General features: G+C 47.6%; 17 protein-coding genes and 1 pseudogene. 7 read left to right on the top strand and 11 right to left on the bottom strand.

Annotated features, from left to right (window positions below; all coding sequences use genetic code 11):
- The first annotated feature begins 3 nt into the window (after window positions 1-3).
- Window positions 4-345, top strand: a complete 342-nt coding sequence (cyoD, locus tag I8J30_RS12330) for a cytochrome o ubiquinol oxidase subunit IV (protein ID WP_420831198.1) — start codon at window positions 4-6, stop codon at window positions 343-345.
- Window positions 346-466: 121 nt separating this feature from the next.
- On the opposite strand, the gene I8J30_RS12325 is transcribed toward cyoD, so the two are convergent.
- On the bottom strand, window positions 467-1,075 hold the full coding sequence (locus I8J30_RS12325) for a TetR/AcrR family transcriptional regulator (protein ID WP_210655524.1): 609 nt from the start codon (window positions 1,073-1,075) through the stop codon (window positions 467-469).
- A 93-nt stretch (window positions 1,076-1,168) separates the two neighbouring features.
- On the opposite strand from I8J30_RS12325, the gene I8J30_RS12320 reads away from it, so the two are divergent.
- Window positions 1,169-2,113, top strand: a complete 945-nt coding sequence (locus tag I8J30_RS12320; protein ID WP_338044860.1) for an NADPH-dependent F420 reductase — start codon at window positions 1,169-1,171, stop codon at window positions 2,111-2,113.
- A gap of 114 nt (window positions 2,114-2,227) precedes the next feature.
- Here I8J30_RS12320 and I8J30_RS12315 read toward each other — a convergent pair whose 3' ends face one another.
- The 5 genes and pseudogenes from I8J30_RS12315 to ahpC form a co-directional block, all read right to left on the bottom strand.
- Window positions 2,228-2,761, bottom strand: coding sequence for a P-loop nucleotide/nucleoside kinase family protein (locus I8J30_RS12315; RefSeq protein WP_210655528.1), 534 nt, complete (start codon window positions 2,759-2,761; stop codon window positions 2,228-2,230).
- Window positions 2,762-2,943: 182 nt separating this feature from the next.
- Window positions 2,944-4,473 carry an alkyl hydroperoxide reductase subunit F gene (ahpF, locus tag I8J30_RS12310; RefSeq protein WP_210655530.1) on the bottom strand — a complete coding sequence of 510 codons (1,530 nt, stop codon included), beginning with the start codon at window positions 4,471-4,473 and terminating at the stop codon, window positions 2,944-2,946.
- Window positions 4,474-4,487: 14 nt separating this feature from the next.
- Window positions 4,488-4,640: pseudogene (locus I8J30_RS12305) on the bottom strand (peroxiredoxin); the annotation flags it as partial.
- Window positions 4,641-4,802: 162 nt separating this feature from the next.
- Window positions 4,803-6,332, bottom strand: coding sequence for an alkyl hydroperoxide reductase subunit F (ahpF, locus tag I8J30_RS12300; protein ID WP_210655532.1), 1,530 nt, complete (start codon window positions 6,330-6,332; stop codon window positions 4,803-4,805).
- Window positions 6,333-6,469: 137 nt separating this feature from the next.
- The gene (gene ahpC / locus I8J30_RS12295; RefSeq protein ID WP_210655534.1) at window positions 6,470-7,033 is read right to left on the bottom strand and encodes an alkyl hydroperoxide reductase subunit C; all 564 of its coding nucleotides are present in this window, start codon (window positions 7,031-7,033) and stop codon (window positions 6,470-6,472) included.
- A gap of 318 nt (window positions 7,034-7,351) precedes the next feature.
- On the opposite strand from ahpC, the gene I8J30_RS12290 reads away from it, so the two are divergent.
- Window positions 7,352-8,950, top strand: coding sequence for a peptide ABC transporter substrate-binding protein (locus tag I8J30_RS12290; protein ID WP_210655536.1), 1,599 nt, complete (start codon window positions 7,352-7,354; stop codon window positions 8,948-8,950).
- Between the two features lie 777 nt (window positions 8,951-9,727).
- On the opposite strand, the gene I8J30_RS12285 is transcribed toward I8J30_RS12290, so the two are convergent.
- Window positions 9,728-10,108, bottom strand: coding sequence for a hypothetical protein (locus I8J30_RS12285; protein ID WP_210655539.1), 381 nt, complete (start codon window positions 10,106-10,108; stop codon window positions 9,728-9,730).
- A 275-nt stretch (window positions 10,109-10,383) separates the two neighbouring features.
- Between I8J30_RS12285 and I8J30_RS12280 the strand changes: the two genes are divergently transcribed.
- Together I8J30_RS12280 and I8J30_RS12275 are read left to right on the top strand one after the other, a co-directional pair.
- On the top strand, window positions 10,384-10,599 hold the full coding sequence (locus tag I8J30_RS12280; RefSeq protein ID WP_338044859.1) for an OsmC family protein: 216 nt from the start codon (window positions 10,384-10,386) through the stop codon (window positions 10,597-10,599).
- A 207-nt stretch (window positions 10,600-10,806) separates the two neighbouring features.
- Window positions 10,807-11,085 carry a helix-turn-helix transcriptional regulator gene (locus I8J30_RS12275; RefSeq protein ID WP_210655541.1) on the top strand — a complete coding sequence of 93 codons (279 nt, stop codon included), beginning with the start codon at window positions 10,807-10,809 and terminating at the stop codon, window positions 11,083-11,085.
- Between the two features lie 57 nt (window positions 11,086-11,142).
- Here the strand turns inward: I8J30_RS12275 and I8J30_RS12270 are convergent, their stop codons facing one another.
- From I8J30_RS12270 to I8J30_RS12255, 4 genes are all read right to left on the bottom strand, one after another.
- Complete coding sequence (locus I8J30_RS12270) at window positions 11,143-12,285, bottom strand: glycoside hydrolase family 88 protein (protein WP_210655543.1); 1,143 nt, start codon at window positions 12,283-12,285, stop codon at window positions 11,143-11,145.
- A gap of 95 nt (window positions 12,286-12,380) precedes the next feature.
- Entirely contained in the window at window positions 12,381-13,964 is a 1,584-nt protein-coding gene (locus I8J30_RS12265) for an ABC transporter substrate-binding protein (protein ID WP_210655545.1), read from the bottom strand.
- Window positions 13,965-14,013: 49 nt separating this feature from the next.
- Entirely contained in the window at window positions 14,014-14,910 is an 897-nt protein-coding gene (locus tag I8J30_RS12260; RefSeq protein WP_240547769.1) for a carbohydrate ABC transporter permease, read from the bottom strand.
- A 16-nt stretch (window positions 14,911-14,926) separates the two neighbouring features.
- On the bottom strand, window positions 14,927-15,847 hold the full coding sequence (locus I8J30_RS12255; RefSeq protein ID WP_420831199.1) for an ABC transporter permease: 921 nt from the start codon (window positions 15,845-15,847) through the stop codon (window positions 14,927-14,929).
- Window positions 15,848-16,004: 157 nt separating this feature from the next.
- On the opposite strand from I8J30_RS12255, the gene I8J30_RS12250 reads away from it, so the two are divergent.
- Together I8J30_RS12250 and I8J30_RS12245 are read left to right on the top strand one after the other, a co-directional pair.
- Window positions 16,005-17,591: a response regulator gene (locus I8J30_RS12250; protein WP_210655547.1), complete on the top strand. Its 1,587-nt coding sequence runs from the start codon at window positions 16,005-16,007 to the stop codon at window positions 17,589-17,591.
- A complete protein-coding gene (locus I8J30_RS12245) occupies window positions 17,588-19,390 on the top strand; it encodes a sensor histidine kinase (protein ID WP_210655549.1) in 1,803 nt (600 codons plus the stop codon). The genes I8J30_RS12250 and I8J30_RS12245 overlap by 4 nt, the downstream gene beginning before the upstream one ends.
- The last annotated feature ends 154 nt before the right edge of the window (window positions 19,391-19,544 follow it).

Here is a 19,544-nt window from a genome sequence, read left to right as displayed (position 1 = left end):
GAAGTGAATCACAATAATGCTATCGGCGGACACGGAAATCATGGCAGCCATGCCAAGCACCACGGCTCCCTCAAAGAGTACGTCATCGGCTTCGCGCTCTCCATCCTCTTGACCATTATCCCGATTCTGGCCGTCATGAACGGCTGGTTCGGGAAAACAACGACGGTCGTTGTACTGCTGGCCACGGCGGTTCTGCAATTCGCGGTGCAGCTGCTGTTCTTTATGCATCTGCGCGAAGAGGAAGGACCGCGGTATAACCTCGTTACGCTCATTCTCGGCCTCATCATTGTCGTGGTCGTCGTCTATGGTTCCATATGGATCATGGATCATAACAAAATGTATTAAATGAGGAAGAGCCGTTGCCTCCCCAACGCAATGGGCTCGGCATCGGCTCTTCTCATCTCGGCTTGCCTTTATCGCATCAAAAAAAGCTTGATTGCTCAAGCTTCAAGTCCTTTTCGGACGATTATAGGAGGCCTTTAATCAGCGTATCCACATATTTCTCACTGGCTTGGCCAATATCGTAGTCGGCATCGGACAGACACCAAGTGATGAAGGCTCCCGTCAAAAAAGAATAAATATAATTCACGACTTCATCGACGGATAACGCCGTCTTGAATATGGACGTCGATATTCCGTCAGCAATCGCTTTGATCAGCAACTCCTGCTCGATGCAGTCCGAGAAAAAGGATGGTTCTGTTGAGTTCTGAGATAGGTTGACTACAAACGTAAGTTTCGTCAGTTCCTCTCCAACGATGATTGGAAAGCCCAGTGCAACCATCATAAAAGTTTTGAGCTTCTCTACCGGAGAAGCTTCTTCGTTTTCATTGATATACTTTCCGAAATGCTCCTCCATGTACTCGGAAAAATCGTCTCGGTATAATTTTTTGACGATGTCCTCTTTGGACTTGTAGTGAATATAGAATGCCCCTTTGGACAGGCTGCATTTCTCGCAAATTTCATCAACCGTAACGTTGCTATATCCCTTGCTTAGGATGAGCTCCTTCGCGACGGCGAATATCTTTTTCTTCGTGGCTTTCCCCTTCAGGTACCGACTTGTTTCTTTTTCCTTCATTCCGTAACCCCTCCACTATTACAACTATACTGTATTGGTTTTTAGTTAGTCAAAGCGCACGCAGGGAATTGACAAAACAAAAGTGACCAGAGTATACTGACTTCAGTCACATTTAAACTGACTGCAGTCATATTTAAGTGGCTATATGATAAATTCCAAGAAGGAAGGTTGTTCATGATGAAAATAGCTATTATCGGTACAGGAAATATCGGCGGTAACCTTGCACGGATTTTCACCCGAAAAGGACATACTGTCTCTATTGCGAATTCGAGTAACTCCCAGGCTTTGCACGAATTAGCCAAAGAAACGGGAGCGACGCCATCAACGGTACAGGATGTAGCTAAAGGCGCCGATGTTATTATCGTCTCCATTCCTACAAAGGGAATTCTCAATTTACCGGCGGAATTTCTCGCCGGCATCGCACCTGAAGCGGTTGTCATCGATACCGGCAATTACTACCCTTTGCACCGCGACGGCGCAATTGAGCCCATTGAGAAAGGGTTGCCCGAAAGCCGCTGGGTAGAGGAACAAATCAAGCATCCGGTTATTAAAGCGTTCAATGCCACGAATTGGTATAACTTGACGGAAGAAATTCAATCGCAACTACCCGGCCGCTTCGCGTTGCCTGTATCCGGCGACGACCCTGCAGCTAAAGCGATCGTATCGCAATTGGTCGCCGAAGCAGGATTCGATCCGGTCGATGCCGGAGGGCTGGATGAGTCCTGGCGCCAACAGCCCGGATCGCCTGCCTATTGCACGGATCTCGGCGTAGAAGACATGCGTAAAGCGCTGGCCCAAGCGACCAAGGAGCGCAAACCGGAATCGTCAGGCATTCGGTCAAGCGAAGAAGAACTCAAAACGGCGCAAGAGATGCAAAAAGCGTTTTTCGCGACTCTCGACCAAGCGATCCAGGTTCTGACGGAAGCGAACCAGTGGACGGAAGCATTAGCCACTAAGCGACTAATCGCTCAATTTATGACCGGCAAATCACCGGAAGCTATTTTAGGACACGTATTCGAGCATAAACGGCTGGACTAAGAGCAACTGCTCGGGATTAACCGATGATTATTAATGATTGAACGTAAGAAAAAAGTGCTTAACTTTGCATGAGCAAAGTTAAGCACTTTTTGTTGTTTTACCTACTTAGAGCCATTATTTATTCAAATACAGCAGTACATCATTAATGTAATGATCAACGGGTTGTGAGGTGTCTACTTTGGTGCACGCCACGTGTAACTTCCTTTTGGCTCGGTTGATCACCTCTTGCCATTTCTCTTCAGGTATATCGACCGGACCGATCTGGGTCATCATTCGCTCTCGGTTTTTCAGCCGATTATTCAGTTCATGGATATCGTTCAATACGCATTCTACATACTTGTATTTCACATGATGTTTGTCAGACAATGCGGTTCCTTTCTCAACCAACACCTCATACAAACAAGGACTATCCAATATAACGCTATGTCCTTGGGAAAGGTGGAAATCAACCAACGCCCATTCGATATGATAAGCGACCCCTCCCGCCCTTCTGGGATCTACCTCCTGGCACTCTAATTCAAGTCCCTCTAACAATCCTGTTTTCACGATATCATGGTCGATTATGACCGATTTGGTGCGCTTCGCAATTTCTCTGGCAAGCGTTGATTTTCCCGAACCGGGAAAACCGGACATTTGTAAGAAAAACATATCCCTTTGACCTCCATCCTTTCTTTATCTAAAGTCAAAGACGAAGGTAACAGGAAATAGGTTTCTATTTTGTCATTCCATGCAAGTCATTATGAGTCTCACGCTTGATGGGATGGAGGACAAATAAAAAGCCGCCTGCATCAGATCGAATACAAGCGGCTTGGAAGTATCTATAAACACAATTAATGACGGATCAGATAATCAAAGGCACTCAAAGCTGCGGTAGCGCCTGAACCCATGGAGATCACGATTTGATTGTACGGAATGTCCGTGCAATCCCCGCCGGCAAATACGCCGGGCAGGCTTGTTGCTCCGCGCTTGTCCACGACAATTTCGCCGGAGCTAATCCGCTCAAGGCCATCGCCGAGCCATTCGGTATTGGGAACGAGTCCGATCTGTACGAATACGCCCTCGAGCTCGACATGCTTCTCGGCTCCCGTCACGCGCTCGATGTAGGAAATACCGTTCACTTTGTCCGTCCCTGTAATTTCTTTCGTCTGAACGTTCACCAGTACGGTAACGTTCGCCAGACTGTACAGACGATCTTGAAGTACCGCGTCGGCCTTCAATTCCGGAGATGATGCCAGGACGGTGACATGGCTGGCGATGCCTGCGAGATCTATCGCCGCCTCGACGCCGGAGTTGCCTCCGCCGACTACGGCTACGCGCTTGCCTGCATACAACGGACCATCGCAATGCGGACAATAAGCCACGCCTTTATTCTTGAACTCCTCTTCGCCCGGAACGCCGATATTGCGCCAGCGCGCGCCGGTGGAGAGAATGACGGTCTTGCTCTTCAGCACTGCCCCGTTCTCGAGCTCGACTTCAATGAAGTCTCTCTTCTCTAAACGTACGGCGCGCTGCAGCTTCATAATGTCGACGTTATACTCTTTCACATGCTCTTCGAGACTAGCCGCCAGCTTGGGGCCTTCGGTATATTTCATGCCGATCAGATTCTCGATCGCAAGCGTATCGACGACTTGTCCGCCGAAGCGGTCTGCCACGATGCCGGTGCGGATCCCTTTGCGCGCCGCGTAGATCGCTGCACTAGCTCCCGCAGGTCCGCCGCCGACAACTAGCACGTCATATGGCTCTTTGACGAACAGCTCCGAGTCGTCGCGCGTCATGCCGATTTTGGTCAAAATCTCGTCGATCGTCATTCGGCCGCCGCCGAAAAACTCGCCGTTTAGGAACACGGATGGGACAGCCATGATGTTGTTGCTCTCCACTTCCGCTTTGAATGCAGCACCGTCGATCATCGTATGCGATATGCCGGCATTTAGGACGCTCATCAGGTTCAGTGCCTGCACGACGTCCGGGCAGTTATGGCAGCTTAAACTGATGTACGTCTCAAAACGGTATTCGCCTTGAATGCTCTTGATCCGATCGATAACGTCCTGCTCGACTTTGGGAGCTCTTCCGCTAACCTGCAGCAGAGCGAGTACCAAGGATGTAAACTCATGGCCGAGCGGGATCCCTGCAAAAACGATGCCGGTCTCCTCGCCGGGACGGTTCACGCTGAAGCTTGGCGTTCTCGGCAAATCCGCTTTCTCTACTTGGATACGGGATGACATGCCGGCAATCGCGTCCACCAGTCCAAGCATATCTGTCGATACTTGATCGTCGCCTGCACATACTTTGAGCAGTACGTCGCCTTCCATCAAACCAAGGTATTGATTTAACTGTGATTTTATCTCGGGGTCTAATACCATCGTCTATTCACTCCTTAGATCTTGCCTACGAGATCAAGGCTCGGTTTAAGCGTAGAACCGCCCTCTTGCCATTTCGCTGGGCAAACCTCGCCTGGATTATTGCATACGTATTGTGCTGCTTTGATTTTATTCACGAGCGCGCTTGCATCTCGGCCGATGCCGCCTGCTGCGCAATTAATTATAATTATTATAAAATAATATTAACTATAGAATAGGTCGCTGTCAATAAGATTATGCTTCCAATTGAAAACAATTATCAATCACTCTCAATAAAAAAGCCGCCCGCATCCTGTAGGATACAAGGCGGCCGGAAGCGAGCATAAGCTGGATTAATGACGAATGAGATAATCAAAGGCACCTAAAGCCGCAGTTGCGCCTGAACCCATCGAAATAATAATTTGCTTATACGGACTGTTCGTGCAATCACCCGCGGCAAATACGCCCGGCAGGCTTGTCGCTCCGTGGTTGTTCACGACAACCTCGCCGAAACGCGTCCGCTCGATATGATCAGGTAGCCAGTCGGTATTCGGCACAAGTCCAATCTGAACAAATACGCCTTCTAGCTCGACATGCTTCTCGGCACCTGTATCGCGTTCGATGTAGGAAATGCCGTTTACTTTGTCCGTACCCGTAATTTCTTTCGTCTGGACGTTCTTATGCACCGTTACGTTCGGCAGACTGTACAAACGATCTTGAAGAACGGCGTCCGCCTTCAATTCCGGAGCGAATTCCAGAACGGTGACATGGCTGGTAATGCCAGCGAGATCAATTGCCGCTTCGATCCCGGAGTTCCCTCCGCCGATGACAGCTACGTGTTTGCCGGCGAACAAAGGACCATCGCAATGCGGGCAATAAGCCACGCCCTTGTTCTTGAACTCTGCTTCGCCGGGAACGCCGACATTGCGCCAGCGAGCGCCTGTGGAGAGGATAACGGTTTTGCTCTTGAGTACAGCGCCGTTCTCGAGCTCGACCTCAATAAAGTCGCTCTTATCCAAACGCACAGCGCGCTGCAGCTTCATGACGTCAACGTTGTACTCTTTCACATGCTCTTCCAGGCTTGCCGCGAGCTTAGGGCCCTCGGTGTATTTCGTGCTGATGAAGTTCTCGATGCCGACCGTATCCATGACTTGCCCGCCGAATCGCTCCGCCAAGATGCCTGTGCGAATTCCTTTGCGGGCTGCATAGATCGCCGCGCTCGCGCCTGCCGGACCGCCGCCGACAACAAGGACGTCATATGGCTTCTTATCGAATAGCTCGGAGTCGTCGCGCGTCGCGCCGATTTTCGCCAAAATCTCGTCGATGGTCATGCGGCCGCCGCCGAAAAACGCGCCATTCAAGTAAACGGATGGAACCGCCATGACTTCCTTGCTTTCGGCTTCTTCTTTAAATACCGCGCCGTCGATCATCGTATGCGAAATGCCTGGGTTGAGAACGCTCATCAGATTTAGCGCCTGCACGACGTCCGGACAGTTATGGCAGCTTAAGCTGATGTACGACTCGAAGCGGTATTCGCCTTGGATGCTCTTGATTTGATCGATTACGTCCTGCTCGACTTTGGGAGCTCTGCCGCTGACTTGCAGCAGCGCAAGCACCAATGAGGTAAACTCATGACCGAGCGGAATGCCCGCGAACGCAATGCCCGTATTCTCGCCTGGGCGGTTCACGCTAAAGCTCGGCGTTCTCGGCAGATCAGCCTTCTCGACCTTGATCCGGGAAGACATGCCGACAAGTTCATCCATCAGCTCAAGCATTTCTTTCGATACTTGATCCTCGCCCGCGCAGACTTGGATATGCACGTCGCCTTCCATTAAACCAAGGTATTGATTCAGTTGAGCCTTAATTTCCGGGTCTAAGACCATTTCACATTCCCTCCCAAGTGATGTTAAATGATTGCCGCGTTTCAAAACTCCAAATGAGAATCATTTTCAGTTATTGCAAGAAAAAACCGCCTGCACCCGTCGGGATGCAAAGCGGCAGTAGTCATTTACATCGTTCCTTAGATCTTGCCGACAAGATCAAGGCTCGGTTTAAGTGTTGCGCCGCCTTCTTGCCATTTCGCAGGGCAAACTTCGCCTGGATTGTTGCGGACGTATTGAGCTGCTTTGATTTTGTTAACTAGCGTGCTTGCATCGCGGCCGATGCCGCCTGCGCTGATTTCAACCGATTGAACAACGCCGTCCGGATCGATGATGAACGTACCGCGGTCAGCAAGACCGGCTTCTTCGATCAATACGTCGAAGTTGCGGGAGATCGCGTGCGTAGGGTCGCCGATCATGATGTATTCGATTTTGCCGATTGTTTCCGAGCTATCGTGCCATGCTTTATGCGTGAAGTGTGTATCCGTCGATACGGAGAAAACTTCTACGCCAAGCGATTTCAATGTAGCGTATTGATCTTGCAAGTCGCCAAGCTCAGTTGGGCAGACGAACGTGAAGTCAGCTGGATAGAAGCAAACAACGCTCCATTGACCTTTGAAGTTAGCGTCGGATACTTCGATGAATTTACCGCCTTGGAATGCTTGCGCTTTGAAAGGTAGTACTTCTTTTCCGATTAGAGACATGAGTTTGTTTCCTCCTATAGAGCATTTAATTAAAATTATTCTAAACTGATATTAATTCTCGGACGAGCATTTGTCAAGACTTTTTCGGCATCTAATTGATAATTATTTTCAACGAGACCCTCGACATCCGAAACCACTGCCACGTGCTAGTATTGTCTACATTAGGATCATTATACAAAAATGCCTCGATTTACGCAGCCCCTTCTAGCTCACCGTGCTGTGTCGATAACGAGGAATCCATATATAGACAAAAAATAGTATATCCCCGATAATAGATGTATCCATTTCCACAATATGGCAGACATTTCAGGGGGAGTCATGAAAAAGAAATTATCGGCACTATTAATCAGCTTTATATTCATTTGTTCACTAATTACCGGAGCATATGCAGCCCCGGCTGCAAGTACGAAACCACAAACTTTTCGATTTAATCTGTATACGAATCCCTCAACGTTGGATCCGGCTCGCATTGTAGACTCCACCGAATTCACAGTGGCACAGGCGCTTTATGAAGGATTAACGAGATTGACGAAAACCGGCCAAGCAGAGCCAGGGATGGCGAAGTCGTGGGACATCTCTAAAGATGGCAAAACGTATACATTTCATTTGCGATCTTCCGCTTACTGGAGTAACAATCAGAAAGTAAAAGCATCCGATTTCGAATATGCATGGAAGCGCGCATTGAATCCGAAAATGAACGCCGACTATGCTTTCTTGCTCTACAGTATTAGCAATGCCGAAAGTTACAATAAAGGGCTAATCGATGTTTCTAAAGTTGGCGTTAAAGCACTGGATGACAACACGCTTCAAGTGACGCTGCAGGAGAAGACTGCCTACTTCTTGCAGCTGCTCACTACACCGATCTATTCGCCGGTCCCGGCATCAATTGCAAAAACGAACCCGAATTGGTTCGCTTCCGCAAAAACGTTGGTCTCTAACGGGCCTTTCTATATGAAAGCATGGATGCCAAACAAGCAGATCATACTTGCGAAGAACAGCCACTATTCAGATGCGAAACAGATTCATTTTACCGAAGTACGCATTCAAATCATGGATAACCCCGAGAAAGAATTACAAATGTACAAGAGTAATCAAATCGATTGGTCGGGGTCAGATCAGACCAATATTAGCAGACAAGCTCTTGATTCAAACACAATAAAAGATCTGCATGTCTCCGAGATCGCTTCTACCTTCTATTATGTGTTTAATGTCAACAAGAAACCTTTCGATAATGTGAACATCCGGCGTGCATTTTCAATGGCGATTCATCGTGACAAGCTTGTATCTGCTGCTACACCTGCATACGGTTTCGTACCACCGGGTATTCAAGGCGCAAAACAATCATTTCGTGAAGAGTACTCGGATAAGGCGTATATTTCGGAAAATGTAAAGTTGGCTAAACAACTCTTGAAGAAAGGGCTTGAAGAAGAAGGACTCGATGAATTACCGCCTGTAACATTGATTTCGAATGATACGTTGGGTATCGAAGAGCTTCTAACCGGTTTGCAGCAAATGTTGGGACAGAATTTAGGAGTCAAAGTTAATATAGAGTTTCAGGAATGGTATGAATTATTACAAAATCGCAGAGATCAAAATTATCAGATTGCCAGAGCCAGCTGGGGGGCTGACTATAACGATCCGTCTTCCTTCCTCGATATATTTACTTCTTGGAGCGGCATGAATGATAGTGGGTGGAGCAATGCCGACTATGATGGCTATATCCGTAAAGCACAACAAACATTCGATGCCAAAACAAGGATGGAGCTCTACCACAAAGCGGAACAACTGTTACTGGATCAAATGGTTATTTTGCCATCCCATTACTTTACCGTTAACACCCTGCAAAAATCCTATGTTCAAGGTGTCTATAAGAATTTCGCAGGAAATACCGTATTCTCCAGAGGCTCAATTAAATAATGAATAAATAAATCGCTGTTTCATCGCATTACTTCCATAAAGCAAAAAGTGCCCAACTTTGCATTACAGCAAAGTCGAGCACTTTTATTTTATAAAGCCGATTTTTCAGAATGAGTCGGGGCCAAGTATTTATTGTGGTGATTGAAAAACGTAACCGTTGACTAATCACTTCCACCAAAAACCATGACGTAACCATCCAGGTCCTTGACCGCAAAATGCTTCCACTGACTATTTCCCATTGGTTCTATTCTTGGTTCGTATGCAATTATTGCTCCCTTGGAGCTGAACTCATTAAACAAATATCCAACCCCGTCGAAATTGCTATAGAAGTTTGCTCGTCCCCGGTTGGTTTATCCGGCTTTCGATTAGGGAGAACGTCTTCCGGCTTAATAGCTTGTTGAAGGATAAAGCCAAGATTATTACCGCGTTCGGCATGCCCCCAGCCGTCAACTTGGAACTTCTTGGTAATACGTTCTTGCTTTCTCGAGATCCGAAACTAATCTTACTTGTAGAAAATTCTTAAGATAAGCATTCTCGTTACTCAAAGGAACAACCACCTTTATTTAAGGTATGTTTCCTTATAAGGATACGGAACGTTTGTTCATACGTAAAGTTTTTCCTTTTCTCTTTATCGCTTCTATTTTGGCGAGTTTCACATCAGCGGAATTGAATCTCAAACATAAATAATGCTCCCTTTATAGCAACAGATTTTTATTAATTCACCTGTCTGCTGTTGGGGGAGCATATCAAATGGGCAGTACTATTAAAATAAGTTAATTACACTATTGGAGGACTCATTGAAGTAATAAAGATAAGCTCATTCTGATTAAAGAGTTGCTCCTCAACTAAGTTTCCGAATTCGTTAATACCAGTAACAGCCATCAATACAGCAGGCGGGCTTACATTCATTGTAGCAAGCTGCACCTCGTAGGTAACATTTCCTGCAATAAAAAACTCCCTAACATCATAGGAGTTTGGGGGCACTAAATACGAGAGATGGTATGCAGTATAAAAAATACTGGAATCAACAGAAGCAAAAATCTGTGCGATAATTGTTGCTGGGCTTGCCAAATCCAGATTTCTTGTGCTTATAACAATATTAGTTGAAGCTGTGCCAAAGTCTCTAGTATTCGTTACTGGACCAGTAGTAAAAGGCATGACGTCTCACCTCACTTTCTTAGAGGACATGCTACATTCTATGAAAATAATGAAATAATGCTTGGGCAGCGATATAGAATTTGTAATATTTTACATTTTTTAACGCATCTTACCTTTTGATGAGGCTAGCACAATGGATCTATAGAGGTCACGTGTAAACCGCTCACGAAAATCGTGAAAACACAGCTTTGTACGCAACTGTTGATTTAACGAAAGATGGGTAACCTATAACCGCGGGCGGATACGCGGCATGCTTCGAGAGTGCGCTGAATGTAGTGTGTCGGGAGCGGAAAGTGAACCCCGACCGTACAGAGGTGACAGCGCACGTAACACTGGGCAAAGATGAAACAGACCATTTCAAACTTGCGGTCAAGCTCGACATCGCCTTGGCTGGTGTGGACCGGAATACTGCTCAGGAACTCGCCAGAGCAGCTCATGATGTATGTCCCTATTCCAGAGGGCGATTCGCGGCAATATTGACGTTCAATTAAACGTGGTGTAAAAACATCGAGATAACAGATGCGCTGCACATCGCACATCGGCGAATAACAAAGGACATCGAATGGCATCGCGGGCGGAGCATAAAGCAGAATAATACCTCCGATTTCTCAACGATCATATCCGACAATGGCACTCCGATTCATCCGGGCATTTATAAAGCACTCATTCATATTCAGCATTATTTCCGTCAACCTCTCATGCTCGAGGAAGCCGCAGCGCACGCACATTTGTCTGCTACGTACTTCAGCGAGCTGTTTCGACAGACATTGGGGCTTACTTTCCAGCAGTATCTGCAGCAGCTACGCCTGAAGTTCGCTCATAATCTGCTTCGCTCTACGATGCTTCCCGTTACCGAAGTTTGTCATGTAGCAGGTTTCAATACATTGACACACTTTGAACGAGTGTATCGAAAGCAATATAGCAAAACACCGCGCGAAACGAGAAAACTAGGTAAAAAGGCAGGTTCAATAAATTGAACCTGCCTTTTTGATGCTTTCCTAATTATACGAATGTAATCATGAATTCATTGCCGATCACCAGTAGCCTTTCGTATTCCCATTCGCTTGCAGACGCGCGATGGCTTCCGCGAAATAATAATCTCCGTAAATTAACGAGCAGTTCAAATCGACGCCGGCTGGGTGATGGCCGCAACCTTCGTTAAGCAAGCCTTCGTTCTCGGGTTCAAACCTCGTGCTGTATGTTTCATATAAGTTCAGGAGCGTTTGAATAGCAAAGTTCGTATAACGTTGCTTTTCGTCCTCGCTATCCGCATGCTCAGCCAGTTCGAGCAACGAAGCCGCCGAGATCGCCGCTGCCGACGTGTCCCGCAATGCTTCCGAGCGATTAGGCACAGAGAAGTCCCATAAAGGAATGAAGTCTTGTTCCACACGGCTCATGTACGCTTCCGCCGTCTTTCGGGCGATCTCCAAGTATTTCGTATTTCCAGTATATTTGTATGCATAAGCGTATCCGCCGATCGCCCAGGTCAGACCCCGGGACCAGCATGAATCGTCCGAGTAACCTTGGAATGTCTTGCCGTATTTAGGTTCTCCACTATCGGGATCGAACACGTAAGTATGGAACGCAGTGTAATCCGACCTGATAATTGTCTTTGCACACGTGTCCGCATGGGCCACCGCAACGTTACGGTAAGCCTCGTCGTTCGTTTCCTCCGTAGCCCAGAACAAAAGCGGCAAATTATACATGCAATCGATAATAATCCTGCCCCGGTTTTCTTCACTGAAGGCCTCTCCCTTCACCCAAACGTTCCATGCCTGAATGAATTTGCCCTTATCATTGAACCGTTCCTTTAATCGATCCGCCGCATCCAAAGCAATCTGCCTCGAAGAGGAATCGCCGGTCAGCTTATAATGCGCCACGAACGTCGGAAGGTAGAGAAAACCCGTGTCATGATCCAACGTATCCGGCTTCTCGTAAAGTCTCTTTGTTAAGCGCCAATTGGATGCTTGCGCTGCAACGGCGAACGATTCTTCTTCCGACATCTCGTAGCAAAGCCAGTTCAAGCCCGACCAGAATCCGCCTACCCAGAATCCATCGTCCGCGAACTTGTATTTGCCTCCTTCCGTGCTCGTCGGCAGCCGGTCGCCGAATGAAGACGCGTTCTTCTTCGTCTTTTCCAATATAAAGAATTTAGCATGCTCTAAGTGTTGTCTCATATCACGATAACCCCCATACGATGTGCGGATCATTCTTCTTGTCTGAAAAGCAAAAAGCTGGATCGGAAAGATCCCGTCCAGCCGCTTCTGGTAACTTAAGGATTATTTTTTTTGAACGTATCGATCTGCATTTGCAAGTCCGTGAGCACTTTTTCCAGACCCGCTTTATTAGCCGCTTTCTCGAACTTCGCGTATGCGGTGTCATAGTCGGCCAACCCGACAGAAACAGGATTCATGTATTGTTGCGCCAAATTATTGATTGCCGCGTTTTCGTTTTTGACGTTGGCATCGCTGTAAACGAAGCTCAAACCATACGGATATTCGTGGAACGACTCTCTATACCCTTTCAATTGAGCGACGACGTCGTCCGGCTGCTCCACATTCCATCTTTCAAATGTGCCTCTCCAACCCCAAGGGTCGTTACCGGAAGGCGGATAATTTGCGGCATCCGCCAACGAGATGAAGCGGTCATCGCCTGACGGCTCCCAGTGCTTGCCTTTAATACCGTACCAAGTTAAGTCGAAATACTCCTTGTTCCACTTCAACAGATCGAGGAACATGAGCGCGCGTTCCGGATTTTTGGAATTCGCGTTGATCGACACGCCGTTCTGCGTAAATCTTGCAGGCACGATCGCGACGTTTGGCATGAACACTTCAGGCTTCCATTCCGGATGCGTCTTTTTAATTCCGGCTACGACATTGGAAGCTTGGTCAAGCGACAGAGCTCCCACAGCAGATTTACCCGCTTGGAAAAGCTGCGCGGACGTTTCTTTTTGCGTTAACGCGTTTTTGGAAAGTACGCCTGCTTTTTGCCAATTAGACATCGCGCTGGCAAAGCTTTTATACGTGTCATTGGCATAAAGGTTTTGGGCGACCATGCCATCTTTCGTGAAATAGTTCCAGCTCAGCGCGCTGTTCGATTTGTCCGATCCGTTCGTATATGCTTGTGGGTTTTTATCAAAATACTTCTGGATGAACATTTCCGTCGACAGCTGGAATCCGAATGGAATGATTCCTTTTTCATTCTGGGCGACGGCCAGCAAATAAGCTTCAAGACCGGCCATGTCTTTAATCGTCGGTATATTGTGCTTCTCTCTCAAATCGCCGCGAATCATGAAAGAGTGAGAAGCGTTCTCTTGTACAGCTTGCGGCACGGCGTACACTTTTCCATTCACTTTGGCTTGCTCCCATGCGTCTTTCGGGGTTTTCTCCCAAGTAATCGGCGCATTCTTGGACAATAGATCTTCCGTTAATTCAAGGAAGGCGTTCTTTCCTGCGTAACCTTGATAGCCGGTCCAGTCCGCGACGTAGACGAGGTCGAAATCTTCGCCGCTCGAGAAGAGCAAAGGATATTTCTGACTCCATTCTCCCCAGCTCAGGTTCTGAACCTCGATATTCGCATTAATATCTTTCTTCGCCATCTTGCTGAGCTCTGTGTACACCTCGTCGGCATCCGTCGGCTTATCACCGAGCAGCACCATTTTCAACGTCACTTCTTCTAGCGGCTCTTGAGTCGCTTCCGACTCGTTCGCCGATACGGACGGGGAAGCCGAACCGCTACCAGAAGAGCTTGAGGAGGAATTGCCATTGCCATTGTTGTTGGAGCATGCCGATAAAAAGATGCTGCAGAGGATTGCCAATGCCATTGCGGTAAACCACTTTGCCTGTTTCTTTCTCATAGTGACCCTCCATGTAAAATGTATTTATGTTAAACCGGTATGACCGGATTTAACCTTTAACCGCGCCTAAAGTCAACCCTTTAACGAAATAACGCTGAATGAACGGGTACAGTAAGATGATCGGCCCGATTGCGATGACGGTAACCGCCATCTTGAGGGAATTTTGCGGCAGGTTCGACATATCCACAGAAGCGCCTCCCCCCGATGCTTCCATGACTCTGCGCAATTCCTCCGAATTCGTCACCAGGTTGTAAAGCAATAGCTGGAGCGGCCGAAGGTGCTCTTCGGAGATGAACAGCATCGCAAGGTACCAGTCGTTCCAGTAATGCAAGGCGACAAATAGCGTGACCGTCGCAAGAACCGGTTTGCATACGGGCAGCAAGATCGAGTTAAAAATGCGAAATTCGTTCGCACCGTCCATATACGCGGACTCGCTAAGCTCTTCCGGCACTCCCCTCATGAACGCTTTCAAGACGATGATATAGAACACGTTTAGCAAGGAAGGCAAGATAAGAGCGAGCAAGCTGTCTTTAAGGTTCAAATATTTAATAATCAAGATGTACCAAGGAACTAGCCCTGCGTTAAACAACGTCGTGAAGAAGAAGAAAAACGCGAGACCGTTGGCAATTCTGAACACTCGCTTGTGAATGACATAAGCCGTCATCGCCATCAAATAGACGCTCAGTACCGTGCCGATAACCGTGACGGTTATCGTAACGCTATACGCTCTTAGCATCAGCATCGGGTCTTTCAGCGCAACCCGGTAAGCTTCTACCGTCACGTCCTTCGGCAGAAGCGTGTAACCGCTTGCCACAATCGTCTGTTCGCTCGTGAAGGACGAGGAGATGACCATGATGAACGGGATGACGCATAAAACGGATATAACTCCGATTAACACATATGCAATGGTGTTGAAGGTTAACCGATCCGTAGTAATTTTTCTCAACGGCAAGCTCTCCTTCCTAGAACAAAGAGTAGTCTTTGTTGTATTTTTTTACAGCGAAGTTCGCCATCATAATCGTAACGAAGCAAAGGACGGATTGATAGAAACCGGCCGCAGCGGCCATTCCCTCTTCCCTCGTCATGAGCAGTGAACGGAAGACGAAGGTGTCGATGACGTCGGTTTTATCGAACAGAACTCCATTGTTCTGGACGAGCTGATAGAACAAGCCGAAGTCGCCTCGAAATATGTTCCCGACCGCCAGCAGCAGCAAGATGACAACTGTCGGAATCAAGTACGGAATCGTCAGATGCCAAATTTTGCGAAAAATATTCGCTCCGTCGATTTCGGCCGCTTCATAGATTTCGGGATCGACGCCCATAATCGCCGCCATATAGTAGATCATCCCGTAACCCACCGCTTTCCAAGCGCTTACGAGCACGATCATGATCGGCCAATAACCTGGCGTATTGTAAATATCGATCGGCTCCGCGCCAAATGTCTGCAACAAGCTGTTCACGATACCCGAATCGAAGTTCGCAAAACCGAAGAACAACAGCCCTACCGTCACCCAGGATACGAAATACGGAAGGAACAGCATCGATTGCATCACTTTACGAAGCCAATTGCTCGAAATTTCGACGAGTGCGACTGCAAGCACAATCTCAAGTAGGTTGTTAATGATAATGAACGCTAGATTATACAGAAACGTATTGCTCGTAACAAGCCAGGCTTTTCCTGAAATAAAGAAAAACTGAAAATTGTCAATACCTGCCCATGGGCTGCCGAAGATGCCATCGCGGTAATTGTACTGTTTGAAAGCGATAACCAAACCGGCAATAGGCAAATAACTAAATACGATAAAAAAAACGATGGCCGGCAACGACATCAACACCAGAAGCCGATTTTTCACTAGATGCCGAAGCAATGATTCACGTTTCACTGCGTTAATCCCCCTGTTCTATGTAGTTCATTCTTGGATAGCTATGTTTCTAGTATGCCGATTCTTCGTTTTCAAATGAACCCGACAGAATTGTAATATAGCCAAAAATATTGTACTGTTGAGAAAACTGTCTTCTCAATGAGGGGGAGCTGAATACATGCTGAAAGTGTTGATCGCGGATGATGATCCGTTTACGCTGCAAGGAATTTACGAGTCCCTACCTTGGCAATCGCTTGGCGTGGAAACCGTGCTAGTAGCGAGCAATGGGAGCAAAGCGTTGGAAATCGCTAGGCGGGAACGTCCCCAAATGCTTTTAACCGATGTGCGAATGCCCAAGATGAATGGGATTGATTTTGCAACCGCTTACAGAGAAACAGAGCCGAATTGCCACATTATTTTCATGAGCGGATTCTCCGACAAGGAATATTTGAAGTCGGCCATCAAGCTGAGGGCAGTTTCCTACGTCGAGAAACCGATTGACCTCCCGGAGATGACAGAAGCGGTTCGGCTGGCAGTATCCCATTATCGAGAGCTTCTCAAAAACCCCAATGCGGAGAAGAGCACGATCGTCGCTGCCGTTCCACTCATCTTGAGCGAAATGGCGATCGCCATCACGAAGTCCCAATCGAACAAAGAACGTATTGAAGAAATGTGCCAATTAGCATCTATTTCATTTCCCGCCAAACTGCGGTTACAAACTTTATTGATTAAAATCCGTTCCATGTCCGCCTCTGGGAATCAGGAGCAGGCTGAAACGATGGCTGACTATATATACAACCTGGCATCCGGATTGCTAACGGCCCCGGACACGACCGGCCTCGCCGCCGTTAAGGACAAACACCACATCATCGTGCATCTATATGCTGCGTCCGGCCATTCGGAAGAGCTTCAGGATCAAGTCGACCGTTTCGCTTCCAACTTGCTGGACGTTTTGCCCGCGAAGGAAGCGGTGTTCATTGCTGTTGGCAAGCCGGTTGTCGGCCTGGCTAACGCGGAGCAATCTTATCGGACGGCAGCGATCGTCCTGCAACATATGTTCTATAACGGCTATTCTTTATACGGATATAGCGAGAATAACACGCCCTCCTATTCGTTAAATTCCCAATTGATTACCTCATTCGGCGAGCATCTTGCCAAACAAGAAACCCGCCTTGCGATTAGACTTATCCATAGCCTGACCTTCGATATTAAGCAACATAAGAACACGACGGTGAACAGCGTCAAGGAAATATACTTCCAGCTCCTGCTCGTCGTCGTTCGTGCCGCCGGAGAAAAAGAAATCCGTTTGTTCGACAATGCAGACAGCTCGAATTATCTATGGAATTTAATGAGCGATTTCAATACACTAAGCGAACTGAGAGAATTTCTCGTAAAGAAGATTGAACGTTACGCCTCCCTCTTGAAGGAACGCTCGCCTTACAGTAGCGTCGTAGACGGCATTCTCGATTACATTCATTCTCATTACGCAGACCAAGAATTGTCCATTGCACGGATAAGCGCTCATACATTGCTGACTGCTTCTTACCTGTGCAATCGGTTCAAGCAGGAGACGGGCCGCACGATCAACCAATATTTAACGGAGTACCGTGTCGGACAAGCGAAAGCTCTTCTTCGCGATGCTTCGCTTAAAATCTCCGATGTATCCGCCCGGGTAGGCTACAGCAACGGAGATTATTTCGCGAAGTGCTTCCGAAAGCTTACAGGGAAGAATCCTTCGGAATACAGGGAGGATTTAGTGGAATGAAGCGAACGTTAATGGGAGCATTTCGCTTTTTTTATGAATTGAAGCTCAAAAACAAGCTTATTCTATCCTTTTTAGCACTGATCGTCATCCCACTCGGCGGTTACTTCTATCTGTCTTCGGAACAGGCCTATAAGCAATTTTTGGATCGAACGACGTTCTCGGTCACCCGGAATTTCGACCAGTCCTTCTCATTTCTCGCCTATAAATTTCAAAGAATTCGCGCGGCGAGTGATATCCTCGTATCTGAGAAAATGCTAAACGACGTCATGACGAGTGAGGCAAGCGCCGCCGACTTTTTTACGCAATATAAAGATTTTCTCAATATCCGCCCGTTCTTGTCTTCGTTTGAAAATGAGCAGGATATTAGCAGCGTGAAACTATACGTCAACGATCAGCTGTTTTATTCAGAGGAAAATTGGAATTTATTCAGCTTGGGTGCCGCAAAGAAAACCGCCTGGTTTAAACGATTAATGGACAGCGGAAAAGGCATTCTCTGGGCACCGGGCTCGTACTTCGAAAGCGAATCTCTTTCGTCCAGAACGTTGTCCGTTCTTCGACCGATTCGCAACCAGAATGATTTTTCCGAATTTCTGGGAATCGTCAGATTAGACATTCCAGAATCGGCTATCGTCGACGTTCTAAACAACGCCTCGCCGATCCGCAACAGCCTGACCTATATCCAGAATTCAAGCAACGAAATCGTCGCCAGCTCGAATCCTAAGCTTCAGCAGCAATACAACATCGATCTTGCGGAGACGGCGAGTTCCGCAGAAAAAGGTCCGCATTTCGTTAAAGTGGACCATACATCCGCCAGCATGTATCTCGAAAGCAGACGAATTCCCGATACGGACTGGTACATGGTGACGGCGATTCCGCTTAAAGAAATCGCCTCCGAGAGCAAGCTGATGTTAAGGAAATCCGTTCTCTTGCTCATTGCCATCGCCCTGATCGCTTTTCTATTGTCCATTGTAATCTCCAACTACATGACGTCCCGTCTCACTCAGATCATGCGCAAAATGCGCAACGTTCAAAATGGCCATATTGCGGCGCTCTCCCTGCCTCCTTCCAAAGACGAGTTCGGGGAATTGATCGAGAACTACAATTTCATGGTTGGCAAGATCGAATTGCTGCTCGAGGAGCAATATCTTTCGGGACAGGAGGTCAAGAACGCAGAGCTGAGAGCATTGCAGGCGCAGATCAATCCCCATTTTCTGTATAACACATTAGATATGATGAAATGGATGGCCCGAAGCGGAATGAACGACCAGATCGAGCAGGTTGTGACTTCACTTTCGAAGTTTTATAAATTAAGTTTGAGCATGGGAAAAACGGTCATCTCCATTCGGGACGAGCTGCTTCACGCGAGCAGCTACATGCAAGTGCAAACTGCTCGTTACGTCAATAAAATTCAATTGGTCGTTGATGTCGATGAAGAAATCCATGATTATGGAATTTTGAAAATCACGCTACAGCCGATTTTGGAGAACGCCATCATTCATGGGATTTTGTGCAAAGATTCGGAAGCGGGCGAGATTCGGATTACGGGGGGGCTCGAGAGAGGAGACATCGTCATTAAGGTGTCCGATGACGGCGTAGGCATGCAAACCGAAATGGTCGGAATGTTGCTTACGGACAATTCGGATAACCGAACGAGAGATAGCGGATACGGACTCCGTAACATTCACGAGAGGATCCGGCTATTTTACGGAATCGATTTCGGACTCGCTTTCCATAGCGAACCGGGTCGCGGCACGCAGGTAACGATCCGGATTCCCGTTCAAAAATTGTCATCCGGGTGATGCATGCCTTTTATCGCGGGATTGCTCATTCATCTTCCTTCCTCTCACCAAGCCAAATTCCCCGCTTCGGCCACATGGCCGGGGCGGGGGACTATACAGCCAAGCCCGTGGTAAGCTTGATCTGCTCGCTGAACAGCTTACCCACTAGTTTCTC

The sequence above is a fragment of the Paenibacillus lignilyticus genome, assembly GCF_017942085.1.
Classification (GTDB): domain Bacteria; phylum Bacillota; class Bacilli; order Paenibacillales; family Paenibacillaceae; genus Paenibacillus_Z; species Paenibacillus_Z lignilyticus.
Note: the sequence above shows the minus strand (reverse complement) of the source record. Positions and strands in the feature narration are given on the sequence as shown.

Coding starts and splice junctions, on each gene's coding strand:
- I8J30_RS12245 (WP_210655549.1), top strand. CDS start 17,588: ATGAAGCGAACGTTAATGGGAGCATTTCGCTTTTTTTATGAATTGAAG.
- I8J30_RS12275 (WP_210655541.1), top strand. CDS start 10,807: ATGCTCGAGGAAGCCGCAGCGCACGCACATTTGTCTGCTACGTACTTC.
- ahpF (WP_210655530.1), bottom strand. CDS start 4,473: ATGGTATTAGACCCCGAGATAAAATCACAGTTAAATCAATACCTTGGT.
- I8J30_RS12285 (WP_210655539.1), bottom strand. CDS start 10,108: ATGCCTTTTACTACTGGTCCAGTAACGAATACTAGAGACTTTGGCACA.
- I8J30_RS12270 (WP_210655543.1), bottom strand. CDS start 12,285: ATGAGACAACACTTAGAGCATGCTAAATTCTTTATATTGGAAAAGACG.
- I8J30_RS12315 (WP_210655528.1), bottom strand. CDS start 2,761: ATGTTTTTCTTACAAATGTCCGGTTTTCCCGGTTCGGGAAAATCAACG.
- I8J30_RS12325 (WP_210655524.1), bottom strand. CDS start 1,075: ATGAAGGAAAAAGAAACAAGTCGGTACCTGAAGGGGAAAGCCACGAAG.
- I8J30_RS12250 (WP_210655547.1), top strand. CDS start 16,005: ATGCTGAAAGTGTTGATCGCGGATGATGATCCGTTTACGCTGCAAGGA.
- I8J30_RS12265 (WP_210655545.1), bottom strand. CDS start 13,964: ATGAGAAAGAAACAGGCAAAGTGGTTTACCGCAATGGCATTGGCAATC.
- I8J30_RS12290 (WP_210655536.1), top strand. CDS start 7,352: ATGAAAAAGAAATTATCGGCACTATTAATCAGCTTTATATTCATTTGT.
- ahpF (WP_210655532.1), bottom strand. CDS start 6,332: ATGGTCTTAGACCCGGAAATTAAGGCTCAACTGAATCAATACCTTGGT.
- ahpC (WP_210655534.1), bottom strand. CDS start 7,033: ATGTCTCTAATCGGAAAAGAAGTACTACCTTTCAAAGCGCAAGCATTC.